Origin of the sequence: Nostoc sphaeroides (genome assembly GCF_003443655.1) — a bacterium.
GTDB lineage: Bacteria > Cyanobacteriota > Cyanobacteriia > Cyanobacteriales > Nostocaceae > Nostoc > Nostoc sphaeroides.
This window is the reverse complement of sequence record NZ_CP031941.1, coordinates 3,689,561-3,714,897: the sequence shown is the minus strand read 5'-3', so window position 1 is coordinate 3,714,897 and position 25,337 is coordinate 3,689,561. Positions and strand designations below refer to the sequence as shown.

Annotated in this window: 23 protein-coding genes; 8 read left to right on the top strand and 15 right to left on the bottom strand. The window is 41.7% G+C overall.

Going from position 1 to position 25,337, the window contains the following annotated elements; translation table 11 throughout:
* Window positions 1-17: 17 nt before the first annotated feature.
* From D1367_RS16320 to D1367_RS16305, 4 genes are all read right to left on the bottom strand, one after another.
* Window positions 18-3,257, bottom strand: coding sequence for a tubulin-like doman-containing protein (locus tag D1367_RS16320; protein ID WP_118167365.1), 3,240 nt, complete (start codon window positions 3,255-3,257; stop codon window positions 18-20).
* Between the two features lie 19 nt (window positions 3,258-3,276).
* Complete coding sequence (locus D1367_RS16315; protein ID WP_118167364.1) at window positions 3,277-4,419, bottom strand: VWA domain-containing protein; 1,143 nt, start codon at window positions 4,417-4,419, stop codon at window positions 3,277-3,279.
* Window positions 4,420-4,877: 458 nt separating this feature from the next.
* Window positions 4,878-6,698 carry an ABC transporter ATP-binding protein gene (locus tag D1367_RS16310; RefSeq protein WP_118167363.1) on the bottom strand — a complete coding sequence of 607 codons (1,821 nt, stop codon included), beginning with the start codon at window positions 6,696-6,698 and terminating at the stop codon, window positions 4,878-4,880.
* An 88-nt stretch (window positions 6,699-6,786) separates the two neighbouring features.
* Entirely contained in the window at window positions 6,787-7,587 is an 801-nt protein-coding gene (locus tag D1367_RS16305) for a DUF6816 family protein (protein WP_118167362.1), read from the bottom strand.
* Window positions 7,588-7,853: 266 nt separating this feature from the next.
* Here D1367_RS16305 and D1367_RS16295 point away from each other — a divergent pair, with 266 nt between their 5' ends.
* Window positions 7,854-8,192 (top strand): carbon dioxide-concentrating mechanism protein CcmK, encoded by a 339-nt coding sequence (locus tag D1367_RS16295; RefSeq protein WP_118167360.1) that lies wholly within the window; start codon window positions 7,854-7,856, stop codon window positions 8,190-8,192.
* Window positions 8,193-8,197: 5 nt separating this feature from the next.
* Here D1367_RS16295 and D1367_RS16290 read toward each other — a convergent pair whose 3' ends face one another.
* The 5 genes from D1367_RS16290 to ffh form a co-directional block, all read right to left on the bottom strand.
* Window positions 8,198-8,602, bottom strand: coding sequence for a ChuX/HutX family heme-like substrate-binding protein (locus tag D1367_RS16290; RefSeq protein WP_118167359.1), 405 nt, complete (start codon window positions 8,600-8,602; stop codon window positions 8,198-8,200).
* A 48-nt stretch (window positions 8,603-8,650) separates the two neighbouring features.
* Window positions 8,651-9,604, bottom strand: a complete 954-nt coding sequence (locus tag D1367_RS16285; RefSeq protein ID WP_118167358.1) for a PhoH family protein — start codon at window positions 9,602-9,604, stop codon at window positions 8,651-8,653.
* A gap of 612 nt (window positions 9,605-10,216) precedes the next feature.
* On the bottom strand, window positions 10,217-10,663 hold the full coding sequence (locus tag D1367_RS16280) for a KH domain-containing protein (RefSeq protein ID WP_118167357.1): 447 nt from the start codon (window positions 10,661-10,663) through the stop codon (window positions 10,217-10,219).
* Window positions 10,614-10,886 (bottom strand): 30S ribosomal protein S16, encoded by a 273-nt coding sequence (gene rpsP, locus D1367_RS16275; protein ID WP_118167356.1) that lies wholly within the window; start codon window positions 10,884-10,886, stop codon window positions 10,614-10,616. Before rpsP ends, D1367_RS16280 begins: the two co-directional genes overlap by 50 nt.
* A gap of 143 nt (window positions 10,887-11,029) precedes the next feature.
* Window positions 11,030-12,493: a signal recognition particle protein gene (gene ffh / locus D1367_RS16270; RefSeq protein WP_118167355.1), complete on the bottom strand. Its 1,464-nt coding sequence runs from the start codon at window positions 12,491-12,493 to the stop codon at window positions 11,030-11,032.
* A 215-nt stretch (window positions 12,494-12,708) separates the two neighbouring features.
* On the opposite strand from ffh, the gene D1367_RS16265 reads away from it, so the two are divergent.
* Window positions 12,709-13,338, top strand: coding sequence for a Uma2 family endonuclease (locus tag D1367_RS16265; protein ID WP_118167354.1), 630 nt, complete (start codon window positions 12,709-12,711; stop codon window positions 13,336-13,338).
* A gap of 480 nt (window positions 13,339-13,818) precedes the next feature.
* On the opposite strand, the gene D1367_RS16260 is transcribed toward D1367_RS16265, so the two are convergent.
* Genes D1367_RS16260 through D1367_RS16250 form a run of 3 tightly spaced genes read right to left on the bottom strand, consistent with a single transcriptional unit; the run spans window position 13,819 to window position 16,099 of the window.
* Window positions 13,819-14,304 carry a hypothetical protein gene (locus D1367_RS16260; RefSeq protein WP_118167353.1) on the bottom strand — a complete coding sequence of 162 codons (486 nt, stop codon included), beginning with the start codon at window positions 14,302-14,304 and terminating at the stop codon, window positions 13,819-13,821.
* A gap of 36 nt (window positions 14,305-14,340) precedes the next feature.
* A complete protein-coding gene (locus D1367_RS16255) occupies window positions 14,341-15,723 on the bottom strand; it encodes an aminopeptidase P family protein (protein ID WP_118167352.1) in 1,383 nt (460 codons plus the stop codon).
* A 46-nt stretch (window positions 15,724-15,769) separates the two neighbouring features.
* Complete coding sequence (locus tag D1367_RS16250; RefSeq protein ID WP_147337375.1) at window positions 15,770-16,099, bottom strand: hypothetical protein; 330 nt, start codon at window positions 16,097-16,099, stop codon at window positions 15,770-15,772.
* Between the two features lie 377 nt (window positions 16,100-16,476).
* Between D1367_RS16250 and D1367_RS16245 the strand changes: the two genes are divergently transcribed.
* Entirely contained in the window at window positions 16,477-17,277 is an 801-nt protein-coding gene (locus D1367_RS16245; protein ID WP_118167350.1) for a PhzF family phenazine biosynthesis protein, read from the top strand.
* A gap of 8 nt (window positions 17,278-17,285) precedes the next feature.
* Here the strand turns inward: D1367_RS16245 and D1367_RS16240 are convergent, their stop codons facing one another.
* Both D1367_RS16240 and D1367_RS30915 read right to left on the bottom strand, forming a co-directional pair.
* Window positions 17,286-17,750, bottom strand: coding sequence for a DUF29 domain-containing protein (locus D1367_RS16240; protein WP_118167349.1), 465 nt, complete (start codon window positions 17,748-17,750; stop codon window positions 17,286-17,288).
* Window positions 17,747-17,914 carry a hypothetical protein gene (locus tag D1367_RS30915; RefSeq protein ID WP_181984859.1) on the bottom strand — a complete coding sequence of 56 codons (168 nt, stop codon included), beginning with the start codon at window positions 17,912-17,914 and terminating at the stop codon, window positions 17,747-17,749. The genes D1367_RS16240 and D1367_RS30915 overlap by 4 nt, the downstream gene beginning before the upstream one ends.
* A 29-nt stretch (window positions 17,915-17,943) precedes the next feature.
* Between D1367_RS30915 and D1367_RS16235 the strand changes: the two genes are divergently transcribed.
* Together D1367_RS16235 and D1367_RS16230 are read left to right on the top strand one after the other, a co-directional pair.
* On the top strand, window positions 17,944-18,156 hold the full coding sequence (locus D1367_RS16235; RefSeq protein ID WP_181984858.1) for a hypothetical protein: 213 nt from the start codon (window positions 17,944-17,946) through the stop codon (window positions 18,154-18,156).
* 93 nt (window positions 18,157-18,249) lie between these two features.
* Entirely contained in the window at window positions 18,250-18,690 is a 441-nt protein-coding gene (locus D1367_RS16230) for a DUF4332 domain-containing protein (protein ID WP_118167347.1), read from the top strand.
* Window positions 18,691-18,797: 107 nt separating this feature from the next.
* Here the strand turns inward: D1367_RS16230 and D1367_RS16225 are convergent, their stop codons facing one another.
* Window positions 18,798-19,412 (bottom strand): TetR/AcrR family transcriptional regulator, encoded by a 615-nt coding sequence (locus D1367_RS16225; RefSeq protein ID WP_118167346.1) that lies wholly within the window; start codon window positions 19,410-19,412, stop codon window positions 18,798-18,800.
* Window positions 19,413-19,561: 149 nt separating this feature from the next.
* Between D1367_RS16225 and D1367_RS16220 the strand changes: the two genes are divergently transcribed.
* The 3 genes from D1367_RS16220 to D1367_RS16210 all read left to right on the top strand — a co-directional run bounded on the left by D1367_RS16220 (window position 19,562) and on the right by D1367_RS16210 (window position 25,241).
* On the top strand, window positions 19,562-21,241 hold the full coding sequence (locus D1367_RS16220) for a M16 family metallopeptidase (protein ID WP_228674837.1): 1,680 nt from the start codon (window positions 19,562-19,564) through the stop codon (window positions 21,239-21,241).
* A gap of 46 nt (window positions 21,242-21,287) precedes the next feature.
* A complete protein-coding gene (locus D1367_RS16215) occupies window positions 21,288-22,817 on the top strand; it encodes a M16 family metallopeptidase (protein WP_118167345.1) in 1,530 nt (509 codons plus the stop codon).
* A gap of 1,053 nt (window positions 22,818-23,870) precedes the next feature.
* A complete protein-coding gene (locus D1367_RS16210) occupies window positions 23,871-25,241 on the top strand; it encodes a calcium-binding protein (RefSeq protein ID WP_118167344.1) in 1,371 nt (456 codons plus the stop codon).
* The last annotated feature ends 96 nt before the right edge of the window (window positions 25,242-25,337 follow it).

The window sequence follows — 25,337 nt, the reverse complement described above, 5'->3', positions numbered from 1 at the left end:
CTAACCTAAAAAAGAGATTAAAGGGGGTACTTAGCAAAGATTTTTTGTTTCTCGCGATCGTACTCTTCTTCAGTCATCAATTCATCAGCTAAATCTTGCTTTAGTCGCTCTAATTCTAAGCGTCGTTTTGCTCGATTATCAGTAGAATCTACAGGATAATCAACAACTATCTCACCTACAATAGCTTTTTGCTGCCCTAAATTTGTACTTAGACTTGGGGAACCTTTAAACCGCTCATTCATCTTTCTGCGGAAGCGATTAATAATTCCCTCTTTAGCTACAGGGTCTGTATTTGTACCAACTACTGCTGCTCTGTAGGGATAATTGGCACTATCTTCTGGTAATTCATCAACTTCTTTGACAAATTGCCGTACTTTAAGTACATAGTTATTCTCCCAAAGTTCAGGTTTTCTTTCTATTACAGCAATCTCATCATCTAAAAGCTGTTGTAAAGCTTCAGTCATATCCTTACGGTTAGCAAGTTCTTCCAAAGCTTGACTCCATTCTGTATTTAAAGAAGCAGTAGTATAACTATCACGCAATGGATCGTGATATTGAAATTCCAACTGTTGATTATCCTGATTTTTTTCTAATAAACCCAATGCTAGGCAAGGATAAAAAACATCCTCCAATTCTTCCATTTTTCTAGCATCAGGTGGAATAATGTCAGGGAAGGAAGCATTAGAATCGTTATGAAGAAAAGATGTCGGAGAATGCTGTTCACGCAGGTAAGGGTTTCTCATTCTTGCTAGACTACTAATTAGTCTGAGAGGAAAACCAGCATATTCATTCACAATTAAAATTTCGTCTTCAGCTTGTGTTGCTTTTAAGACACTTGGCTCCACTCCTATATCTTGTGTCAGCAAAGTTTTAAACTGTCGTACTTCTAATTCATCTGTATCCTTAAACCCCACTAATTTACTACTTTTAGCAGGATCTTCCCGGAAATAGGGATCAGCTAAATTCAAACGCAAGAGAGGTTCAGCTTCCTGCATAACTTGTGCTAAACGAGTTGAACGTACTGCTAAAGAGTAGTTTTGCATAAAACGCTTAATCACAGAGTTGACAATATTAATACTCCGAGAAGCAAATAATTTATCAACTTTCAGATCAATTTCTTTTTGCAACTGTTCTGAAGTAGTGCGTTCTCTGTCTATAAAACTTACCAAAGATTGTCCTCTACCAGTTTGTTCTGTAAGTGTCGAACTTACTAACACAAACTGGCGACGTAAATCATCTTCTGGTAAAATATTTTGATAACAGCGATCGATATCTTCACTATCAAATATTGCTTCCCCGCTCATTTCATCAAAATTTAATTGTCTCAAGTCTCTATCTTGTTTTTCATAGAAACTTTGTAAATCTTCTACTAAGCTACTAAAGGCAGCAACTTGAGTTGTTCTCTCTTGAATATGCTTTTGCAGGTTATTAACAATTTTTAGCGACTCTTGAACGACTGTGACATCAAAGTTATGCTGAATAATTTTGCAGACTTCCTGTACTGATTTTTTGGCTTCATCTTGGAATTGACTATTTTTATTATTCAGGAGGGGAATACCAGCTTTATGTTCAATGTCATCGATTGTTTGTTCAGCGTCTCGCCATTTTCTTTCTAAATCTTCCAAGATTTTCATTCCACCATTATCAGTGATTTTTTCTTGCAAGTTTTGTTGATAGTTATGTAATTCATGTTGCAAAGCATCTAGCCAATCACGGACACTTTTAATGGAAAAAGTAGAATCTGTTGGCGTGAGTAACTGACTCAGATAATCATCAATATTACTTTTTAGTTCCTTGGTGGTATTTGGAGAAATTTGTAGCAGTCTTGTCAACCAAATTCCTCTAGTGCTTTCAGTTTCACCAGGCTGAACTTTGCGAAATTGCTCTCTAAATTCCCTTGGTAACTGTCCGCGAATATCATTGCGATTCTCGCGTTTTTGACACTCGGAAATTTGCCTCTCTAATTTATTTCTCCAAGTACTAATAGTATTCCGAAAGCTCTTGTTATTCTCTTGAACCGATTCTGCTAGCTTTGTCGTGAAATTATCTTTGTTTTCTGGGTCGTTGTGCCAATGATACTGAATGAGGAATTGCTCAATTAATTTTAGGGGATCTGGACTTTGACCTTTGCCGTTTAACCAAAATTTTACTAGCTCTAAACTAACGCGGTTTAAGGCAATTTGGACAATAGTATCGCGGGGAAAATAAATAGCCGCCAATCCAAATGTTAAATAACGCTGGCTATTGGGACGCGGGTGTTTATCACATTGGATCATGTGTTGCAGAAAATTGTCTCTACTGCCTTTAATTGCTGGTGCTAATTCACTGGAAAAATCCAGAGCAATCTTATGAGCAATCACATTACATAGCTTACCTTGAACAAGGATTGAATATTCACCTCCTGTTTGACTTGATACTAAATAGGTGTAGTCAAATGGTGGACGCTGTTCTTGGATAAAAACTAAATTTTGGAGGTCATAAAATGCTTCAAATTTTGTGCCTGGTGTGCTGTAATAATTTAATTCTTTGAGTGCGGCATAAGTATTCGCGCTCATACTAGGAGCATTGCCATACAATTCTGGACTAATCACTAAATAGCCAAAAATTTTGGCGCTTTGGTCGCCATAAAGATGTCTGAGACTATAAGCAATATCCAGAAACATCCCGCTACCAGTACCGCCACAAAGAGAACCAACCACAAAAATGCTTAGTCCTGGTTCGACTCTTAAACCAGCTTTCAGTAATAAAGAATCATGTCCTCTTGTGCGCCTTTCTGCGCTTTCAATTGCTGTTTTAATCTTTTGGTAATTGTGGAAAAAAGCTAGCCTACCTACAGGTCTAATGCCTTTTGCACCTTCTTCAACTGCTTTAATATTTCGCAATAGTTGTGGTGGAAACCATCTGGCAATATGGTCGTATGGGCCGTGACGAGTATATTCTGACCGCCGCTCCAATCCTTCGACAAACATGGTAACTTCGTTGGAGGACATTGTAGCGCTGACTTTTTCTGCTTCTTTAAAGCTGAGGTCAACGCCATGATAGGTACTTCCTGTACGAATACCGGTGACTTGTGTTGCAGCTTTATCTGTATCGATGTGAACAAAACTCACAATTGGGAGATTGTTTAAATCTCCATAACGGTCAACAATTAACCGCCGAATTCGCATTAAAACATCGCGTCCAGTACCCCCTAAACCTATACAAATTGTCCGGTTGATTCCCCGATATTGAAGTTCGTTTGTAGTTGATTGACTCATTATAGGTACTTTAGAGATACTACTTTTTTAGCTTAATAATGATCTCGTAGTCACGGTTGCGAACATCTGGACAATTTAGCCGAAACCTAGATTTATCTATGAGAGTACGTGACGCAATTTCTTTACCATTATAATAAATTGGTGTCAAATTAGTTGGTACTAAATAAAGCTTCTCACCTTTGCGTTCTAAATATGCCCTAACTTCTACACCTGGACAGTCAATAGAATCTACACAAGTAGAGTCATATTCACCAATTGCAATGCGTTTATTGTTTGGCAAGCTGCATTTTTGGTCTTCTGGTTTTGCTGTTGCTTCAAAATCAACTATCAATTCCCATTTTTTTTGCAATCTATATAATTTCAGTCCACTGAGAAATAGAACGATTAATATTAATATTGAAATTAATCCAGGTATCGATAGTTTTTTAATTAAATAAGGTGTGACTAAACAAGTTTCTTGATTACCTGGTGCAGGTGTACAAAATTCCTGGACTGTAGGAGCAATATCGATTACAGTGAGTTTATATTGTTGATTATTCTGGGTTTTTATTGATAGCGATCGCTTCTGAATCGGCAAATCTTTAATCCAAGCTTGTCGCTGTTGACTTTCTCTTGATTCCAATATCCGAAAAGGGCTATTAGCAGGCGTTTCTATCCAAATTTGGGAAGGAATTCCGGCTTGGGTAAATAGGGGCGCATCTGTAACCCAAACTACTGATTGTGGTTTTATATATTGCTTTTCTTGCAGCCGATTTTGATTAATTTGAGCCAAACCTTGATAAATAGTGAATTCAGCTTGCTGAATATCTGTACCGTAGTATTTTGGGTCTGGTGAAGGTATTTTTGCTAAAAGTTTGTCAATATTTTCTTGATTATTACTAATAAACTCGATGGGTGTTCCCAAGGGATTTACACCCGATTTAACTTCACTCAAAACTATATCTTGAGCAAAAGGAATAATGTATACAGTATCTCCCGGCTTCAGGCTGTCTTGAATGATTTGACGTAAGCGGATACGGCCTTCATCATTTAATCCCACGCTTTCTGTCAAATCAATCGCCAAGACAACATCTCGTCCGCCACCCAAAACGGCAACTAAATCTAAGCCAACTTTTTGTGTGGAAGTAAGTGTTTGTCCAGGAGTAATTTTAGTTATAGTCACAATTAATATAGTTTAATTAAATAATGTATAAGACTTCTTGCATAGATACCTAGCGAATGTAATTAGCGCTTTCATCCCATCTAAAAATGGCAATGGCAAAGACTCCATTGATAAACTTACGCATAGGAAAATTGCAAGCCTTGCTTCTTTCATTACTTAGGTGGACAGAGTTTAATAGATAATGACTTTTACTTAAAATCTATTATCACATATTGTATACATTATGACAGGTGGTTCAGAATTTCCAGTCTTGTACAAAATACTGTTGGGGACAATTGAAAAAAAATCGACCTTTGTCAATGGTCGATTTAATCAAGGGTCAATTTAAAACCCAAAATCCAAAATATGTAAGCTAATCAGCATTCAAGTTGCTCGCATCAGGGCGGGCAAGATGCCCACCCCACAAGATATTGAGAAAATTTTCATCTGCAAATTAGATGTGTTTTAGCTTATCTCCTCTAACTCAGGAGTTCTCCTGTTTCTTGCAGGGAGTGCAAGCGGCGGTAAATACCCTCGTGACGCAAGAGTTCATCGTGGCTACCCACTTCTACAATCTTTCCTTGCTCTAGAACGACAATTTTATCGGCTTCCCGTACTGTACTTAAACGGTGGGCAATGACGATAGTGGTGCAAGTACCCTGAATCGATCGCATCGCTAGCTGAATTGAACGCTCAGACTCATAATCTAAACTAGAGGTGGCTTCGTCAAAAATCAGTACGTCTGGTTCCACTAACAACGCCCTAGCAATTCCTAACCGTTGTCTTTGTCCTCCAGACAGCCTCACACCTCGTTCTCCCACGACGGTGTAATAACCTTTGGGTAAGTGCTGCACTACTTCATCGACTCTGGCAATTCTACAGGCTTCTTGAACCTGCTCCAAAGTGGCATTTGGTCTGCCGTAGGTGAGATTATCCAATATAGTACCGTTGAAAACGTCTACTTCTTGGTGAACGATCGCTAATCTCCGTCTATATTTACCCACATCCAAAGTGCGAATATCTTGACCATCAATCAGAATTTGACCTCCTTGAGGTTCAAAATATCGCAACAGCAATTTCACTAAAGTAGACTTACCAGAACCGGAACGCCCCACTAATGCCACTGTTTGGTATGGCTCAATTAACAAGTTAATATCTTGCAAAACTTGACGGTTGGCATCATATCCAAAACTGACGTGTGACAACTCAACTTTTCCAGTAAATTTATAAGGTGATTCTGTCTGGTTGCTCTCTTCTAAAAGACTAGCTGAATCAGATGCAGTTGGCTCTTGCAGAAATTCGTGAAACCGCAGCATGGGAGAATAACGACGGGCAAAAACTTCTGCCAAATTACTAATAGGTTCTAATTCGGCATAAGCCATGCTAGAAAGAGTTAAGGTCATGACAAAATGACCGAGAGAAATTCTCCCATTTACTGTTGCGGCTAAAGTCAAACCCAGAATTGTAAATACACAAAACTGAATTACAGTTCTTTGCCAAGTACCCAGTTTTGTATAACCTTTGTGGATGCGATAATCAAGCACCATTAGTTCACGATCCAAACGTTGCTTTTGGCGCTTCAGTTCCCTAGCTTCTGTAGCAAATGCTTTCACCGTTTTGATATTGGTGATTAATTCGGAAGTGCGGCTTTCGGTATCCTCTCCATACTTATCTAGACGGCTTTCGTACCTAATTAGCTGTTGTAAACTCTTCAAGCTGAAGCTGAGAATAATTACAAAGGAAATTAGATATAATATTGCAATCCGCCACTCAATGAACAAAATAAACACAAAAATCCCCAGCACACGAGCCAGCTTAGGAATCAATTGTCCGGCAACTTCAGGGTAACTAAAAGTATGGTTAGAAATACCTCTAGCTACTCTTCCGGCAATGCGTCCAGGGTTATTTTCATCATAAAATTCTAGTGGGAGAGTCAGAACTTTAGCGATCGCTGTTTCGTTTTTCTCTCGACGCGACCTGAAAGCTATATCCCAGTGAAACCAATTGGTTAACCAAGGTTGTGTTGGTGCCCTCACTACGGTGACAACGAAAATTAAACCCAGTAATACACCCAAAGATAGAGTTTTATTAACTGGATAATTGGTAATGTCCGAAAAACTTGCGATCGCACTTTGAAGTGGTTTATCCAAAGGTTGATCAGACAAAACGTTTAAAATCTGCCCGATCGCGTAAGGGACAACTAAATCAATAACTTCGTAAATGCTAGATGCTGTAATACTGAAAACACTCGGCTTCCAGTAAGAGCGAAAGTAATTGACAATATCTTGAAATTTGGCCATGATGCACACCGTCCAAGAGCGCGATCGTAAACTTGGAATTTATATATTACATTTGTATTACAAGGTAGTCAAGGGCTACAGATTTAAATCACTCCTTTGGAGTAGTAGGCATTTGTGCAGGGATAAATTCTAGGCGATAGCGATAGAGGGCAACTGGTCGAGAACCAGCTTTAAAGTAATCTGGATCTTGGGGTGAAAGATAGACAGCAGTAACTTGATCTGCCTCAATTACCGGATTAGCTGTTGGAAGTTTATGATAAGCGGTGGTAGACTCTACAGAGTTTAAATAGGGGACTGAACCGCCTTTAAATAGTTGTTGAAACACTTCTGTAGTAATGAACTTGCCATCAGGGGTAGTTTCTGTAGCCCGTGCAGTCACAATAGAAACTAGTTGCCGACTGCTACGCAAGAATGTAATTTGACGATTAGGTGAATCTGGATCTACTTTGACTAATAACACTGCTTCATCCCCTAAATAAGCCCTTGCCAAATTCAAGCTATTAAACGCTCTATCCGCTACTAAAATTGGGGATTTGTAATCTACCTTAGGTAATATCTTTAACCCAGTAATAGATGGTTGCTCTTTGACAAATCTTACTACAAAACTCACAGGCTGATTTAATTGTCGGCGATTACCTTCAAATCCTGGCGTTACGATTTCTGGTGCTAAAGGTGCAGCTAAATCTACCAAAGTACTTGTAACTTGCCAAGTACCAGCCATCCATTCAGGGTAAACCAAATCACCCGAAGCGGGTTGCACTGAAGTCAATTTTTCCCATTGGGGAAAATTTGCTAACCGTTCAGACAACTCTCCTGCAAAAGCATCGCCACCCCACAAAAGAAATAAAAGCAGCAAGCAAAAACTCCAAATCGCCTTGATTGTAAGCATTAGCAGTTTTGTAGTTAACGTTTATTAGACTTCTTGCATGAATCTTTACCCTCACCCTAAATCCCTCTCCCAAGATTGGGAGAGGGACTTTGAAATTCGCTCCCCTTCTCCCATAATTGGGAGAAGGGGTTGGGGGATGAGGGCTAGTTTTGTATTCGTGCAAGAGGTCTATTATTTATCGATGAAAAATTAAGCAAGTTTGTGTAAAAAATTTAAACTTTATAGTAATATACTTAACCCTACAATCCCAAATTTATGATGACAGCATGACATTGGCACTAGGCATGATTGAAGTTTATGGTGTTCCCACAGCAGTGGAAGTTGGAGATGCTATGTGTAAAGCTGCCCGTGTAACCCTTGTTGGTTATGAAAATACTGATTTGGGACGAATTACCGTGTTAATTCGGGGGGTTGTGGGCGAGGTAAATGTGGCGGTGACAGCAGGACTAAAGGCGGTGCTGCGAGTTAACGGTGGTGAGGTGCTTTCTTCTCATATTATTCCCCACCCCCACGAAAATTTAGAATATGTTTTACCGATTCATCGCAGCATTAATATGGAGCAGTTCAGTGCAGATATCCGATTTCCTCCACCCCTATCAGTTTAGCTGTATTAAATTTCTGCTGGTAAAGGTTGCCAAACTTCCCCATACTGATCCTTTAAAGCTTGCCAAGCCTCTACTTGACCGGGTTCATATTCGCCAGGTTTACCCCATTGTAAAAACAGGCTTAAGGCAGGTTCTTGTTTATCATCTAAAAACCGAATAGCATAGGTTGTAAAATTACCCCTCTTCGCTTCACCAGTTTCAAATTTTACTTGAGTGATTTTGTCCATATTCAAGTGAAACTCAAAGCCTTCGGTGTGCATATTAGCATATTTACCTTTAGGCAATTCTGCATAAAATAACTTTTCTATTTTACCTCGTGCTTCTAATACAGCAGCACTGCTAGTAACAATTAAACGCAAAGTTCCAAGATTTTCACAAGCTTCTAAAAATTCTTTCAAAGTAGTACTCATAAATTATTATCCTTTCTTAGTTTTTTACTAATGACTAATGACCAATGACTATTTTTCGTATTGTTCATAAGCAGCGACAATGCGCTGAACTAGAGGATGGCGCACGACATCCTTTTGGGAAAATTCGCAAAAGGCAATGCCTTCAACGTGTTTTAAAATTTGTAAAGCTACTCCTAAACCCGATTGTTGGTGAAGTGGTAAATCCGTTTGTGTCATATCGCCTGTAATCACCATCCGCGAACGGAAGCCCAAACGAGTCAAAACCATTTTCATCTGAGCGGGTGTAGTATTTTGAGCTTCATCCACAATTACAAAGGCGTTATTGAGGGTGCGTCCCCGCATATAGGCGAGTGGTGCGACTTCAATTACACCGCGTTCCATTAAACTAGGTACTTTTTCTGGATCGATAAATTCATAAATAGCATCGTAAAGTGGGCGAAGATAGGGATTAACTTTCTGCTGTAAGTCTCCAGGCAAAAAGCCGAGTTTTTCACCAGCTTCGACAGCAGGACGAGTTAAAATTAGCTTTTCAAACTCGTTAGCAAGAAGTGCTTGCACGGCGACAACAACAGCAAGATAAGTCTTGCCGGTACCAGCAGGCCCAATACCAAAAGTAAGATCACGCCTACGGAGTGCGTCGATATATTGACGCTGACGGAAGGTTTTGGCACGGACTTCTTCACCCCGGCGACTTTTGGCGAGGACATTTCGCTGTAAATCTTGTAGTTCCCCTTGCCGATCGCTATCTATGGCTTGACGAGCTGTTAAAATATCGGCACTGGAAATAGTATTACCTTTAATCCAGAGGTCTTCAAGCGATCGCACTAATCGAGAAGCCAGATCAATTTGCTTTTCGCTACCAGAAATCAATAATTCCTGTCCGCGTAGCACTAAAGTGGCTCCTGTTTGCCGAGATAGGATTTTGAGATTTTCTTCTCCATCTCCCCCAAGAGCGATCGCACTGGGAATATTGGGCAGCTGAATTGTTAAGGCATCTGCCATAGTATTTTTTAATTGCTGAGGATCTGTGTTTGACAAAGGTTAATTTTTTCTCGCCAAGGGCGAAAGTAACTTTGTTTTACTTACATTTTGAAAAACTTTTGCAATAAATGAATTAGCTGTACGGGGCATACAGATGTTATTGGTGTCAACTTAAGCTAAAACCCTTTTCAAATCTCGTTTCCAGCAAGAAGCTGGATAATGCTGCTCTTGGCGGCTCTGCCGCCAGTAAGGGAGGCGGAGCCTCTTAGTAGGCATTCCCAGTCAGAGACTGGGAACGAGGAAAAACGAGGCAAACGAGGCAATCGAGCAAAGCTCTGTCTAGGCTGGCTTTCACGTTAGGGACTTCCAAGTAAAAAAATATTCCATTGCTATTGTTCACTGTTAACCGTTGACGGTTCACGAGTTTTCAGTCAACAGTCAACAGTCAACGACTTGAATGTGGAATAATTTATTTTTTGGAGTTCCCTTAAGTTGACACCAATGTACAGATGTACGCCCCTATCGGTGAAGAGTTCAAAAAAAGATCCAAAAATCCTTTTGCTACTTTCCATCTTTACAAAAATTCTGAGCGGAGGTAACTACAACCGCTCAGACTTGCTCTCTAGTTTCAATCTAGCGGAGGCGGGGTTTAACAATGGGTTTAGGCCCATCATTTCCACGGGGTTCTTTCCTAGTCGGTGGTGGCGATCGCTCTTCTGTCTCTTCATCAAAAGACATACCCTCGCGGCCCGGCGTAGTGCTGCCGTAGATATCCAAGTATACTGATTGCCCAGTAGCGGCGGCTGCTGCGGCAATTACTGTACGAATCGCCTGAATATTGCGTCCCCCTCGACCAAACACTTTCCCTTTATCCGTGCTTTCAAAGGCGATGCGAATCCAAGCCCGGTTGAGGGCCTGAGAAATTTCACAATCGACGCTTAAAGTCTCTGGAGATTCCAAAAACGGCTGCACTAAAAACCGAACCAGCCCAACATAGTTAGGACTAGCTGTTGGGGATATTGTTCCCGAATTATGATGCGGCTGTGGTTGTGGCTGTGGCACTGACCTGTTCAAAAACATTGGCTTTTACTAAAATGCGACGGACGGTGTCAGTGGGTTGAGCGCCTTGTTGTAGTCGTTTGACGATGCCGGGAACGTCTAGTCGCACTTCATCGGTTCTGGGGTTGTAGAATCCCAACTCTTCTAGGGGACGGCCATCGCGGCGAGCAAGGTTGTTAATGGCGATAATGCGGTAACTTGCTTCCCGCTTTTTACCGAATCGCTTCAAGCGCAGTTTGATCATGGTTGAAGAATCTATTCTCCTAATTGGTAAGTATGTCGAAATGCTAATTTTAGCACTCGTCTAGCATTTGGTGCTATTAGTCATTAGTCATTTGTCATTGGTCATTTGTCATTAGCAAATTATCAATGCCCCATGCCCAATAACTAAAGATTGCCAAAGCCTTTTTTCTTTTTATCTTTGGGTTTTTTCTTTTTCGTGGCTGGGGCACCATCATAACCTCGCCATCCTGGGGCAGGGGGACGATTGCCTGCGCCTGCGAAGGCGTTGCCCATACCGCCACCGCCGAACATTCCCGGCATTCCAGGGAAGCCACCTTGACCCATTTGCTGCATGAGCGATCGCATTTTTTGGAAATCACCCACCAGTTTAGTCACATCTGACTCTCTATAGCCGGAGCCAGAAGCAATCCGCCGCCGCCGACTGGGAGAACTGGCTAATAAATCGGGGTCGTGGCGTTCTTGGCGAGTCATTGAGTTAATCATCGCCTCACAGCGTTTCAGCTGGGTTTCTCCCTGCTTAAGCTGATCGTCTGAGAGCTTGTTCATCCCTGGAATCATCTTGATTAAGCCTCCCAGAGATCCCATATTCTTTAGCATCCGCAACTGCTTGAGAAAGTCAGTAAAGTCAAACTTCGCTGACAAAATTTTCTCCTGCATTTTCTCAGCATCTGCTAAGTCAAACTCTTCCTGGGCTTTTTCTACCAGGGTTAGCACATCGCCCATTCCCAAAATTCGGGATGCCATGCGATCGGGATAAAACGGTTGTAGTGCCTCTACTTTCTCGCCCACGCCCACAAATTTAATCGGCGCTCCCGAAATCTTTCGCACTGACAGCGCTGCACCACCACGGCTATCACCATCCATTTTGGTGAGAATCGCCCCAGTAATTCCGATCTGCTCATGGAAGGTGCGGGTAAGATTTGCTGCCTCTTGACCAGTCATCGCGTCCACCACCAACAGAGTTTCATGGGGTTGGACAGTTGCTTTGATACGGGCTAATTCCGCCATCATGTCTTCGTCAATTTGCAGGCGTCCAGCAGTATCAATAATTACTGTGTTTACACCTTCTGCTCTAGCGCGTTCTACACCTTGCCTTGCAATTTCTACGGGATCTGCGTCGCTTCCTAGTTCAAATACTGGTACGTCAATTTGCTTACCCAACGTCACCAACTGGTCGATCGCTGCTGGGCGATATACGTCTGTCGCCACCAACAAACAGCTACGCTCTAATTTTCTCAGATGTAAGGCTAACTTAGCGGTAGCTGTGGTTTTACCAGTACCTTGTAACCCAGCCATTAACACAATAGTAGGCTGTTCCTTGGCTTCTGCGATGGGAACATTTTCTTCTCCCATCACCTGCACTAGTTCATCGTGAACAATTTTGATGAACTGTTGATCAGGTCGCACGCCGGTAATCACCTCGGCTCCCTGTGCTTTAGCTTCGACTTCGCTAATAAAATCTTTGACTACCTGGAGATTGACATCTGCTTCCAACAAGGCGCGGCGCACTTCGCGCAATGCATCTTGAATGTTGGATTGAGAAATTTTGTCCTGTCCCCGCAGTTTCTTCCAGGCGGCTTCTAAACGGTCAGATAGAGCATCAAACATAATGTAATTACAGGTAGTTCGCCAATGGGAAATTCTAAACCGCCGATGAATGCGATCGCGAATTTCCGCTAAATTTTAAACGTGCTATTTACCAGCTTAGTATTTTTCACCGCGACTGTAGCAACCAGATACCTACCTTTATAGAAGATTGAGCTTAAAGTACAATGAAGGCAAGAAAGGCTATTGTACAGCGAGAACCTATATTACATATCGCTATGACTAGCAACACACTGCTTCAACCCACAGAAATCATCCACTTATCGGGTATCAGTTGGCAAACTTATGAAAACTTGCTAACTGAACTTAGTGCTAGTCGCCGCCTCCGGCTTACTTACAATCGAGGTACGTTAGAAATCATGGTTCCTTCACCCGAACATGAAAGTTATAAAAAAATTGTGGGTCGATTTGTCGAAACTCTAGCGGAAGAACTAGAAGTTAGGATTCAGCCCCTTGGTTCTACTACTTTCAAACGTCCAGAACTGAGTGGTGCAGAACCAGATGAATGCTTTTACATTAAAAATGTCAAGTTCATTAAGGGGAAAAAAAGAATTAATTTGCAACAAGATCCGCCGCCAGATTTGGTAGTAGAAATTGATATTACCAGCAGTTCCAAAAATCGTTTTCAAGTCTATGCTGATATGGGTGTGCCAGAAATCTGGCGATATGATGGTAATGATTTTAGTATTAACATTTTAGAAAATCAGAAATATATATCTGTTGAACGGAGTTTAGCATTTCCCAATCTGCCACTAACAGAGATTTCTAATTTTTTAGAGCAGGTGGGAGAAAAGGATTATTTGGAATTAGTTAAAGAATTTCGCAAATGGGTTAAAAGCCAAATTTAATATCAATCAAAATAGCGAATTAATTTATACCAATTTGAAAAAAGAATGCGACAAATAGACCATTTGTAGAGACGCGATTCATCGCGTCTTTACCCAAGGATGTGTTGCAATCATTAATTGAATTGGTATTAGATTGAACGACGACCAATCTACATACCGAAATGTGACCGACCTGCAAGGACGAATTAAAAGGGAACAGGGAACAGGCAAGAGGGAACAGGGAAATCCCCATAATTAAAATTAGGGGATTTGTACAAGGACGTATTTTTTCTTGCGCTGCGCGTCCCCTTAAAAAATGTTTTTATTTTTTTTCATAAATAAATTTAGGGGCTTTAGACCCAAAATTCGGGCAGGTTTTCAAAGCTGTTCCCTGTTCCCTCTTCCCTGTTCCCTGCCCGAAGGGCTTGGTAAAAAGACCTAACCCCCTTCCCTACTAGGGAAGGGGGAAATCTCTCTCCTATGCGCGTAAGAGTCGCCCTTTTATGATTGAGTTGCTGCTGGTTTTGAGAGCTGTTGTTGGTAAAAGCGGACAACTTTTTGCACATACTCAGCAGTGAAGCCTTTGTTACAACCTGTATAACTACCAGTCATCCACCAACAAGCTGCACCACGCACAGATGCAATTTCATTATTATTGGTGGCGCGGAGTTGATTGGTTAACTCACGGCGCGTAATACAGGATACAACTTGACGAGCGATCGCAGGGCTGTTTTCAAACTGCGTCGGTGTCAGTTCTCGTTTGAGACAAGTTCTTGTCCAGCCTTTGAGGGTTTCTGGTTTAACTTGCCATTCGCTGTAATATCCATCGTTGAGTTTTTTTGTCTGCGGTGCAGCTTGTCGCAACGCCTCCACCATCGCCGCAACTTGGGTAGCAGAAACCGGCTGCTGTGCTTGAGCTAATAATGGTAATAGTCCGAAGCTGACAATAACTCCGTTGAGTAGTAATCCTATGGGTTTTTTGATCATAAGATAACATTCTATGTGTTTACGCTATCAATTAGATTAGGAACCTACTAAATTTTCTATAGTATCAGCATCATTCGGTAATGCGGCGGTTAAAACTTCGCTACCTTCTGCGGTAACTAAAACATCATCTTCTATGCGGATTCCACGCACATCGGCAAATTCAGATAAACGCTGCCAATTCACCACATTCTGATATTTTGAGCGAATATTGGCATCATTTAAAATTGCTGGTACTTGATAAAAACCAGGTTCAATTGTAACTAACATTCCTGGACGCAAAGGACGATTTAAACGGAGGTAGCTTAAGCCAAAGCGATCGCTTCTTTCCCGTCCCTCTTCATACCCAGCTAAATCGCCCAAATCTTCCATATCATGGACATCTAAACCCAGTAGATGACCGATACCATGAGGGAAAAACAGCGCGTGGGCATCCATCTCGACTAAATCTTGAGGGTTTCCTTGTAAAATGCCTAACTCTACTAAACCTTCAGCTATAACCGTAGCAGCTAACAAATGAATATCCCCATACTCTACACCAGGGTGTATTCTGGCAATGCAAGCATCATGGGCTGCCAGCACAACATTATAAATATCTCTCTGGGTAGATGAAAAATTACCAGATACTGGCCACGTTCGAGTTACATCACCAGCCCAACCCGTCTCAGTTTCAGCGCCAACATCGGCAAGTAATAAGTCACCTGGTTGTAGGGGATGGTGATACTGTTCGTTATGCAAAACTTCACCGTGAACGGTGACAATACTGTTGTAGGAGGTTGTCATATTGTGGGCAATAATTACCCCTTCCATCGCTGCGCGAACTTCTGCTTCCAATTTGGCTTTAGGTGTTGCTGCCATACCAGCTTTGTGTGCTTCAACAGTGACAGCAGCAGCTTTTCGCAACTCGGTTAATGCAGCTTCATCATGAGTAAGGCGGAGAGAAACGATCGCTTTAGCTAACTCCAAGTCAATTCCTTGGGGAGGACTTTGTGGTAAAACCCATCTATTTAATAGCTGTGATTGTTGCGTCCAAGTAGCTGCATCTTGTACAGCAAGTGTGGCGGCATCTTCTAACCAAGACTCTAATTCTGCCATTGGCCGAGCCACATCCGCCCCAATCTGTTGAGCTATTTCCTCGCGCGTTGGCATTTCTCCATGCCAAAGGGCGCTGCTGGGTGATGGATCGTCGATAAATAGTTCTAATTTGCCGTCTTCTAAACGAATTGCTGCATTTGATAATGGCAGTCCGGCAAAATAGAGGAAATGACTGCTAGCGCGAAACGGAAAGGGATTTGCTAGAAAGTTGCGCGGACTGTTGCTACCTGACCACAGAATTACGGGAAAATCAACCAGGTTGGCTAATTGTTGCCGACGGTGGCCTAAAGTATCGATTAGGGAAGTAGAAGTTTGTTGGATCAGCATAAATAGAAACTCAAAAAGAAGGTTAAAGGTTAAAGATTCCCTTTATTTAGTCGTTATCGTCTTTATCGTCATCATCTTTATCATCCTTGCGATCGCCATCTTTGTCGTCGTCATCTTCGTCGTTCTGGTTAGGTTGTACGGCTGGTTTTTGTTGCTCAGTTGGAGCCGATGGCTGCGGTACTTCAACACAACTAACTAATACTCCAGAAATTAGCGCTAAGTTTACAGCAGCAAAGATGCTTCTGAAGATTTTTATCGTCATCTTTTCGTTTTGCTTTGACATTGACTTCAGTTTTGGAGATTGTATTCCTAATTTATCAGGTACTGTATATAGCGGTTCTCGTTTGGATGTAAGCTTTGGTAGCACGGCTGTCATTGGTGTCAACTTAATGTGAAAGCCCAGTCTTATAAGAAGAGTGAAAGTTTTTCGATCTACCACCTAGATTTTCGATCCTCCCCGATAAATTAGCTACGGTGTACACACAAGTGCTGTCCACATACGTTTCAACTCTATTTTTGTCAGAGTTAAATTGTCATGCTCTCCGACATCCCGCCCAGAACTAAAGTTCAGCGGCTCATAGCTCAAGTCCACTTAAGTGGACTAAATTGATCCTTCAGTCCACTTAAGTGGACTTGAGCTATTAGACTCGGAATTCATTCCGAGGCGGGATAGAAACGCAGTGCGATATTTCTTAGACATCTCCGAAAAAGAATTGTTATAAATATAATTCTGTCTAATTCAAGGTGACTCTAATGGGACAAACCATTACTCAGGTTGACGCTTTTACCAATACACCTTTTGCAGGTAATCCTGCTGCTGTCTGTGTTCTGCCTACTCCCCAAGACGAACGTTGGATGCAGAATGTGGCGCAGGAGATGAATTTATCTGAGACGGCTTTTTTAGTTAGACAGGATGATGGCTTCAATTTGCGTTGGTTTACGCCCAAGGTGGAAGTACCGCTTTGTGGTCATGCAACTTTAGCTAGTGCCCATGTACTGTGGTCAGAGGGGCATTTATCACCTGATGAAGTTGCGCGTTTTTATACCAAAAGCGGAGTGCTAATTGCTGAGTTGCAAGGTGAGTGGATTGAGTTAGATTTTCCTGTGAATCACTCACAAGAAACAGTTGCCCCACAAGAACTTAAGGCTGCTTTGGGTGTCCCATACAAATCTGTTTTATTGAATTCCTTGGGCTATTTAGTAGAATTGGAATCTGAAGATTTGGTACGGCAAATACAGCCAAATTTCCAAATGCTGAAAACGTTGCCTATTTCTGAGATTATTGTCACCAGCCTCACTAACCCTGATTCTGAATATGATTTCGTCTCTCGCTTCTTTGCACCGGGTTTAGGGATTGACGAAGACCCTGTAACTGGGGCGGCTCATTGTTGCCTTGCTCCCTTCTGGCGCGATCGCTTGCACAAAAATCAATTTTTAGCTTATCAGGCATCCAGTCGCGGTGGGGTGGTGAAGGTGGATTATGACGGAGGCGATCGCGTCTTTCTTAAGGGACAAGCCGTAACTGTTATGCGAGGCGAGTTAATTACCCGATAAACCTAATATTACAAATCAATGGCATCCGGCAAAAACTCACCATCAAGAATTTGGGCAATGGAATAAGGACACTCCACTGGAAATGTATCTATTGGTAGTTCAGTTTCATTACTAGCAGCTTTCAATCCCCGATTGTAGCATTGCGCTAAAACTTCTTCTGGATAAGACTTGAGGCTGGGACTCTCTTGCAGCAAATCTACAATTCGGTTGCGTTGCTCATCAATGGTATTTTGCCAAGAGCCACTTTGCAAACTAGACTGATGTTGCCATTTGAGCAAATGCTGTAATAATACTTCTAAGCGGCTTTTCAACTCCCGTCGATCTGACCGTCCCAAGCTTTCAATCTCCTCAATCACAGCATCCCAGTCTACTTGTCCAAATTGTCCAGCACGAATGAGTTGCACAGTTTTCTCTGTCCATGCGACAAAATCTGTTTCATATAACTGGGCTGCGCTTTTCGGAATGGGGGTCATAAGCTTTCTGCAATCCACCGTAGACGAGTAAAATTGGAGAGATTTACGGACATTTTAACGTCAGGGGCTACGCGAGGCGATCGCGTCTTGTTAGCCAGGTAAGCTGTAACACGCTGAACTGATACTGTTTCGGCAACAGTTAGACCTACCTCTATTTTTAGCAAAGGTATTGATCGTCAACTTTACCTAATTTTTGCAAGCCGATACAATGGCATTGTTAGTCAATGCAATGGCATTGTTAGTCAATGCAATGGCATTGTTAGTCGATGCAATGGCATTGTTAGTCAATGCAATGGCATTGTTAGTCGATGCAATGGCATTGTTAGTCGATGCAATGGCATTGTTAGCCGATGCAATGGCATTGTTAGGCGATACAATCGCATTGCAAGAGGTTTCGTTAAAATAGCATAACAATACAAATAAACTGCAATAGCGTACTTTTGCAAAGAACTGACTCTCACAATATCTAAACAAGCCTATATTTTATTTAATTTCAAAAATGTCTGCTAAAAATACAAATAATCAAAGTCGTATCCAATCTAGTGACTGGCCAATTGAGCAATTACCTGGACTAAGCCACGAGGAACAATCTCAACTGCACAATTGTGGAATTCCTAGCACAGTAGCGCTAATCAAACAAGGGAAAACTCTAGAGAAAAGAGTAGCGTTAGCAAATAAATTACAGATTCATCTTCAGTATGTAAATAAATGGATGGCTTTAGCTGACTTGGCGCGGATTCCCAGTGTAGGCATACAATATTGTGGTTTATTGCTCCATGCAGGTATTGCTTCTGTAGCGCAGTTGGCTCAGACTCCCACTCACAGATTGCACCAACAAATTATGCGCTTGCAGGTAGCAACAATGCAGCGACGAGATTTGTGTCCAGCGATTGAATTAGTACAACAGTGGAGTCAGCAAGCGAAAGCAATGATTAGTTAGGAGTTAGGAGTTAGGAGTTTGGAGTGAGGAGTTTGGAGTTTGGAATTAGGAGTTAGGATAATTCATAATTCATAATTCATAATTCATAACTCCTAACTTATAACTCCTCACTCCTTGGATAAAACACCATTAAGGAAGATATCAGCGAGTCCTTCTGCCATTTCCTGCATTTGTTGGGGGGAGGCGTCAGGTTCCATGATGGTATTGTTGGAAAAACCGGCGATCGCAAACATTCCTAAAAAAACTTTAGCAACTAGCTTGGCGTCCATTTGGCGATAAATGCCTTTATCCATCGCTGTTTGAAAGAATGCTTCGCCTACATCGCTCATTTTGGTAATGACTTCTAATTGAATGCGATCGCGCAAATCGGGGTGAAACTGCACTTCCATAAAACAAACGCGCATTAAATCGGCATTTTTTTGGAAATTCCACATCCGGCGACGCATCACCTGAGCTACGGCTTTATAGCTGCCCATTTCACTTAATTCTGTTAGCAAATCTGTCAGAATCTCCACCCATCCACTCGTCGCTACTTCTACTAAAATTGCCTTTTTATTGGGAAAATGACGAAATAGAGTGCCTTCAGCTACACTTGCCGCCTGTGCTAAATCGCGGGTGGTAGTGCCGTCAAATCCCTGAGCGGCGAACAACCGTTGTGCTGCCTGTAAAATCCGGGTGCGCGTCTGAGCCTCTGAGGGTGGGGAAGAATTAAAAACTCGCATAACAGTTATTGTGAAATTTGCGGAACACGATTTGTAGCATTATTGTCTAACGTCAAGTAAAAAAGCCTAACAAGCTTAATACAAGATTAACGTCTTTTTGCTAAGTACCTAGTTTTTTAGGTAGTGTAACTTTATCTTAATTTTTGCTTATGAACCAGATCAGTCGGTCAATTTTAGATTTTAGATTCGGGACTTCGACTTCGCTCAGTCGAACGATTTTGGATTGGTCAGATAAAGTATCTGTCATATTGCGGCGGTTGTTTGTCGCTTTGTTGGCTTTGATCGTTTTCTGGTGGGGATTGCTGCCAGAAATTGCTCTGGCTCAAACTCAGACAGCACCCCCTCCCCAAAGAGTGCTGCAACCTACAAAAACTCAAACTCCACCAGTTGAAAGTTCGATCCAACCTTATCTAAATCGAGTTATCAAGGAGTTAACGGAGTTTCGCCTCGACAATGGTCTAAAATTCATTGTCTTGGAACGACATCAAGCGCCTGTAGTTTCTTTTATTACTTATGCCAATGTCGGTGGTGTGGATGAGCCAGATGGCAAAACTGGTGTAGCTCACTTTCTGGAACATTTGGCGTTTAAAGGCACAACGCGCATTGGTACAGAAGACTACAAGGCAGAAAAACCTCTATTAGAAACCTTAGAAAGGTTGGATGGCCAAATTAAAACAGCGAAAGTCGATGGCAAAAAAGATCAGGTTGTTCGGTTAGAAGCTGAGTTTAAGCGAGTGGAAGCGCAAGCAGCCAAGTTTGTTAAGCAAAACGAATTGGGGCAAATTGTCGAACAAGCGGGAGGTGTGGGTTTAAATGCCAATACTTCAACCGAAGCTACCCGTTATTTGTACAGTTTTCCTGCCAATAAGCTAGAACTTTGGATGTCGCTGGAGTCGGAACGGTTTCTCGATCCTGTAATTCGTCGTGAGTTTTATAAAGAAAGAGATGTAATTTTAGAAGAACGACGGATGCGGGTGGAAAATTCACCCATTGGACTGATGGTGGAGAAATTTATTGATACTGCTTACAAAGCCCATCCCTACAGGCGTCCGGTGATTGGTTATGACCAAGATATCCGCAATCTGACACCAGAAGATGTCCAAAAGTTTTTTGATACTCACTATGTACCAAGTAATTTGACCATTGCCATTGTTGGAGATGTTAACCCGGCTGAGGTTAAAAAACTGGCGCAAACTTATTTTGGCCGCTATCTGGCAAAAACCAAAGCTGTTGAACAAATCCCGGTGGAACCGCCACAACAAGAAACACGAGAAGTTACTTTACAACTACCTTCTCAACCTTGGTATTTAGAAGGTTATCATCGTCCGGCAATTACCCATCCAGATAATGCAGTCTATGAAATCATTGGCAGTTTATTAAGTGATGGGCGCACGTCGCGGTTGTATAAGTCTTTGGTAGAAAAGCAGCGTTTGGCGCTAAATGCCCAAGGTTTTAGCGGTTTTCCTGGAGATAAGTACCCAAACCTGATGTTATTTTATGCTCTCACGGCTCCCGGTCATACGGTTGATGAGTTGGCGGTGGCTTTGCGCCAAGAAATTGACAAATTAAAAACTGAGCCTGTAGCGACGGTTGATTTGGAACGGGTAAAAACCCAAGCACGGGCGGGTTTGTTACGTACTCTCGATTCAAATATGGGGATGGCTCAACAATTATTGGAATATGAGGTGAAAACTGGTTCTTGGCGGAATTTGTTTAAGCAGTTGGATGATATTTCGGCGGTAACTACGGCTGATATTGTGCGGGTGGCAAAGCAGACGTTTACGGCTGAGAATCGCACGATTGGTAAGTTGTTGTCGAAACAAGCTTAAGAGAAACGAACCGCAAAGGGCGCAAAGGGCGCAAAGGTAGAGAGATATGCAGAGGTATAAGGTGAAGGGTAAAAAATTCAAAATTCAAAATTCAAAATTCAAAATTCAAAATGGGAAGGGACTTATTTATGCTTTGGTTAGTGTTTTTGCGTGTTTACTTTTAAGTTGTAATTTTTCTCTGGCGGCGACGACTGAGGCAAAGCATTATACTGAATTGCAATTGCCTCCGCTACCGGAGATTAAGTTACCTAAGTATGAGCGATTTGTTCTCCAAAACGGCTTGGTTGTTTATTTGATGGAGGATCATGAATTGCCGTTGGTGAATGGGACGGCGTTTGTGCGAACCGGAAATCGCTTGGAACCAATGGAAAAAGTTGGTTTAGCTGGTTTTACAGGCGGGGTGATGCGAACTGGAGGAACTAAGAAGCATTCGCCTGATGAACTCAACGAGATATTGGAACAACGCGCGGCATCTGTGGAAGTTAGTATTGGTGAAGCTTCTGGTAGTGCTAGCTTTGACGCACTCAGTGAAGATTTAGAAACGGTGTTTGGGCTGTTTGCCGAGGTGCTGCGATCGCCAGTTTTTGCTCAAGAAAAGCTAGACTTAGCAAAAACTCAAGCCAAAGGTGGCATTGCCCGTCGCAATGACGATCCAGATAGTATTGCTAGCCGAGAATTTAAGAAATTGATCTATGGGAAAGATAGTCCATACTCTCGCACCATAGAGTATGCAACGGTAGATCAGGTTGAGCGTGAGGATTTGCTCAACTTTTATCAGCAATATTTCCACCCCAATAATATGATTTTAGGGATTGTGGGGGATTTTGACTCTAAGAAAATGCGATCGCTCATTCAAGCTAACTTTGGCGACTGGAACCGCAATCCAGGTATTGCTAAACCCAAATTACCAAAGGTTTCGCCAGCTAATACAGGTGGAGTCTTTTTTGTCAATCAGCGACAATTAACACAAAGTAGCGTGCTTATCGGCCATTTAGGTGGACGGTTTGACAATCCTGATTATCCGGCGCTGGATGTAATGAATGGGGTGTTAAGTGGATTTGGTGGACGCTTATTTAATGAAGTGCGATCGCGTCAAGGTTTAGCTTACTCTGTTTATGGCGAGTGGAGTCCCCGCTACGATTATCCTGGCATGTTTATTGCTGGTGGACAAACGCGATCGGATGCGACTGTGCAGTTTGTTAAAGCCTTACAAAGTGAAATCAAGCGTATCCAAACTCAAAGAGTGACTGCAAAAGAACTCGCTTTTGCGAAAGAGTCTACACTTAACTCCTTTGTATTCAACTTTCAAGACCCTGCTCAAACCTTATCACGGTTGATGCGATACGAATATTACGGCTATCCTGCTGATTTTCTCTTTCGCTATCAAAAAGCCGTCGCCGCCACCACAGCAGCTGATGTCCAACGAGTAGCACGACAATACCTCAAGCCAGAAAAGATCGTGACTTTAGTGGTGGGAAATCAAACCGCCATTCAACCGCCATTGACGCAGCTAGCAGCAAAGGTGACACCAATAGATGTAACAATTCCTGGTTCACAGCCACAGGCGAAGAATTAATCCCTGATAATCCGCGTTCATAAGTACTTGACTAACTACTCAAATGAAATAATTTCCTTTGTTATCGGGAAATGACTCAGGACAAATTGTAGTAAGCAGTAGAAACTAAATCAGGAACTAAAACCTCTGGAAACTACAGAGGTTTTTTCTTTAAATTAAGCTTTTCTAGGAGCGATCGCCCCATACACTTCAATAGAGGGGTTTCTTAAGTATGCGAAATCCGACAACAAATTGCAGCAATTCTCATTTTGAAATAAATAGAGTATTAACCCCATTTTGAAATTCAAAATGTAGTACAAAATAACTAGTTTTTCCGAGAAAGGAGATAGTTAAAAAAATAATTGCCTCCATTGACTAAGTATAAATACTCAATAGACTGGAGGGGATTGCCTGACAACTAAGGGTAAACTCAGGAAAATAGTTCTATGAATGAGAATATAGAACTCAATTGAAATAACAAATTATTAATAGTTGCTGCTGCATGAGAGATACCACTTTGATGTTTATATTTTTATTTACTTCAAGTAAATTCACCAAAAATTTATGTACTTTAGGTAATAATGAAGAATTAGTAAATATTATTTTTCTTTTCACCATATAAAAATTTTAAATAATACTTTACTAAAAGTTCGGTGGTGCGGGTAGCACATTCCATCGCTACTCGGAACCGTTAAACTAGGTTTTAATAGTAAAATTATCCAATTTTAAACCACGTCTATCTTGAAACCTGTAGTCCTTTCATGACGAAAAGGATTTGCCCTCATCCCCCAACCCCTTCTCCCAGATTCGGGAGAAGGGGACAGAATTTCAAACACCCTCTCCCAAATTTGGGAGAGGGTGGAAAACTACGGTTCTCAACTTAGATAAGGTTTAATTGTGAAAATTTCCTAATGAAATTAACTCAAAAACTGGGCATTGCTACTGCTAGTCTAGTTAAAAATGCTTTTGATAGTTCAAATGCTCACTCTTTTCTGCAACATTACTGCTAGCTAAAAATAGCTCTGTCTTAATAGTTGTATCATCCAAGTTATTTAACCAAATGAGGTCAAAAAAATGGCAACACCTAGTATAGAACAACAAGAATTAGAAGAACTAAAAGACCCGACAGCAAGCACATTCGATACTTCAGAAGCACAAATAACTAAACCAGTATTTTCTGCAAATGAGAGTACTCGATTACAAAGACTAGAAGAATTAGAAACAGGTACGAATACTGGTATTGTAAATACGAATACTGGTATTAAAGTTGGCGGCAACCCATCTCCCACCAACTTTGGGTTATCTGGTGGTTTTGTATTTGGCAACAACGTTAGGTTAATTGGCGGCGGCAGCGGCGGCGTCGGCGGCGTCGGCGGCGCCGGCAGCGCCGGCGGCGGCAGCGGCGAATACATAAAACCCAAACCCATACCCCCAGTAGTCAATCAACAAATAATAATAGGCACGCTCAATGCAGATACACTCAATGGTAATGATCAGGATAACATCATGACTAGTTTAGGTCTTGATGATATAGTCATAGGTCGCAATGGAGATGACCTGATTAGTGGAGGGAGTGGAAACGACTCTCTCATGGGTGATGGTGGTAAAGATATCATCTATGGGGACTTTAGTGCCAGTGGAAATTCATACTTAATTGCAAGTGGCAATGACACCATTTTTGGTGGTAGTGGAAACGATCAACTCTATGGTCAAGACGGTCAAGACATTATCTTTGGTGGTTTTGGTAATGACTATATTGAAGGTGGGGCAGACAACGATAAAATCTCTGGTAACAATGGCAACGACATACTTTTCGGTGATGACATAGAGGGCAACCCCGGTATAAGTAGTGACGATATAATCTCTGGTAACAATGGCAACGACAAAATTTATGGTGGTCGAGGTAACGACTCCCTCCAAGGTGATGCTGGAAAAGATTTATTATTTGGTGGCCAGGGTTACGACTCTCTTAATGGCGGTACTGGTAATGATGTATTGATTGGTACTGATACAGATTTCTCTGGTCAACTGCAACAAGGATTTGGTTTTGGCGAAAGAGATGTCTTAATCGGTGGGAAAAATAACGACACATTTGTCCTTGGACTTGAAAAAGCAAATGGTAGGGATGTAAATGGAAATGATACTGTTATCTTTGATGTAGTTTTATACAATGATGGCAATATTAACCTCAATGGTACTCAAGACTACGCTCTGATTAAAGACTTTGGTTTCATTAACGACCGTGTTATACGTGGTGTAGATAAAATCCAGCTAGCAGGTTCAGCAAGTCAGTATTTACTGGGTGCATCTCCTGTTAACTCAATATCTGGTACAGGAATATTCTTTACCCAAGGTCAATTTGTGGCTGAACTCATTGGTATTGTTGAGGAAATTTCGCTCTCCAATCTAAGCCTTTCCGATAGCCAGCAATTTATTTTTGTTTGATTAGAAGTTCAGACTCAGGGTATTGAACCAAAATCTTATCTGAGCGTTACTGCACGCTTTAAGGACTCCAATTAAAAGAACATCCAACTTGTAGGG

Bases quoted from the DNA above. Each gene is read 5' to 3' on its own strand.
- D1367_RS16320 (WP_118167365.1), bottom strand. From the start codon at position 3,257: ATGAGTCAATCAACTACAAACGAACTTCAATATCGGGGAATCAACCGG.
- D1367_RS16310 (WP_118167363.1), bottom strand. From the start codon at position 6,698: ATGGCCAAATTTCAAGATATTGTCAATTACTTTCGCTCTTACTGGAAG.
- D1367_RS16305 (WP_118167362.1), bottom strand. From the start codon at position 7,587: ATGCTTACAATCAAGGCGATTTGGAGTTTTTGCTTGCTGCTTTTATTT.
- D1367_RS16295 (WP_118167360.1), top strand. From the start codon at position 7,854: ATGACATTGGCACTAGGCATGATTGAAGTTTATGGTGTTCCCACAGCA.
- D1367_RS16290 (WP_118167359.1), bottom strand. From the start codon at position 8,602: ATGAGTACTACTTTGAAAGAATTTTTAGAAGCTTGTGAAAATCTTGGA.
- D1367_RS16285 (WP_118167358.1), bottom strand. From the start codon at position 9,604: ATGGCAGATGCCTTAACAATTCAGCTGCCCAATATTCCCAGTGCGATC.
- D1367_RS16280 (WP_118167357.1), bottom strand. From the start codon at position 10,663: ATGTTTTTGAACAGGTCAGTGCCACAGCCACAACCACAGCCGCATCAT.
- rpsP (WP_118167356.1), bottom strand. From the start codon at position 10,886: ATGATCAAACTGCGCTTGAAGCGATTCGGTAAAAAGCGGGAAGCAAGT.
- ffh (WP_118167355.1), bottom strand. From the start codon at position 12,493: ATGTTTGATGCTCTATCTGACCGTTTAGAAGCCGCCTGGAAGAAACTG.
- D1367_RS16265 (WP_118167354.1), top strand. From the start codon at position 12,709: ATGACTAGCAACACACTGCTTCAACCCACAGAAATCATCCACTTATCG.
- D1367_RS16260 (WP_118167353.1), bottom strand. From the start codon at position 14,304: ATGATCAAAAAACCCATAGGATTACTACTCAACGGAGTTATTGTCAGC.
- D1367_RS16255 (WP_118167352.1), bottom strand. From the start codon at position 15,723: ATGCTGATCCAACAAACTTCTACTTCCCTAATCGATACTTTAGGCCAC.
- D1367_RS16250 (WP_147337375.1), bottom strand. From the start codon at position 16,099: ATGACAGCCGTGCTACCAAAGCTTACATCCAAACGAGAACCGCTATAT.
- D1367_RS16245 (WP_118167350.1), top strand. From the start codon at position 16,477: ATGGGACAAACCATTACTCAGGTTGACGCTTTTACCAATACACCTTTT.
- D1367_RS16240 (WP_118167349.1), bottom strand. From the start codon at position 17,750: ATGACCCCCATTCCGAAAAGCGCAGCCCAGTTATATGAAACAGATTTT.
- D1367_RS16230 (WP_118167347.1), top strand. From the start codon at position 18,250: ATGTCTGCTAAAAATACAAATAATCAAAGTCGTATCCAATCTAGTGAC.
- D1367_RS16225 (WP_118167346.1), bottom strand. From the start codon at position 19,412: ATGCGAGTTTTTAATTCTTCCCCACCCTCAGAGGCTCAGACGCGCACC.
- D1367_RS16220 (WP_228674837.1), top strand. From the start codon at position 19,562: ATGAACCAGATCAGTCGGTCAATTTTAGATTTTAGATTCGGGACTTCG.
- D1367_RS16215 (WP_118167345.1), top strand. From the start codon at position 21,288: ATGCAGAGGTATAAGGTGAAGGGTAAAAAATTCAAAATTCAAAATTCA.
- D1367_RS16210 (WP_118167344.1), top strand. From the start codon at position 23,871: ATGGCAACACCTAGTATAGAACAACAAGAATTAGAAGAACTAAAAGAC.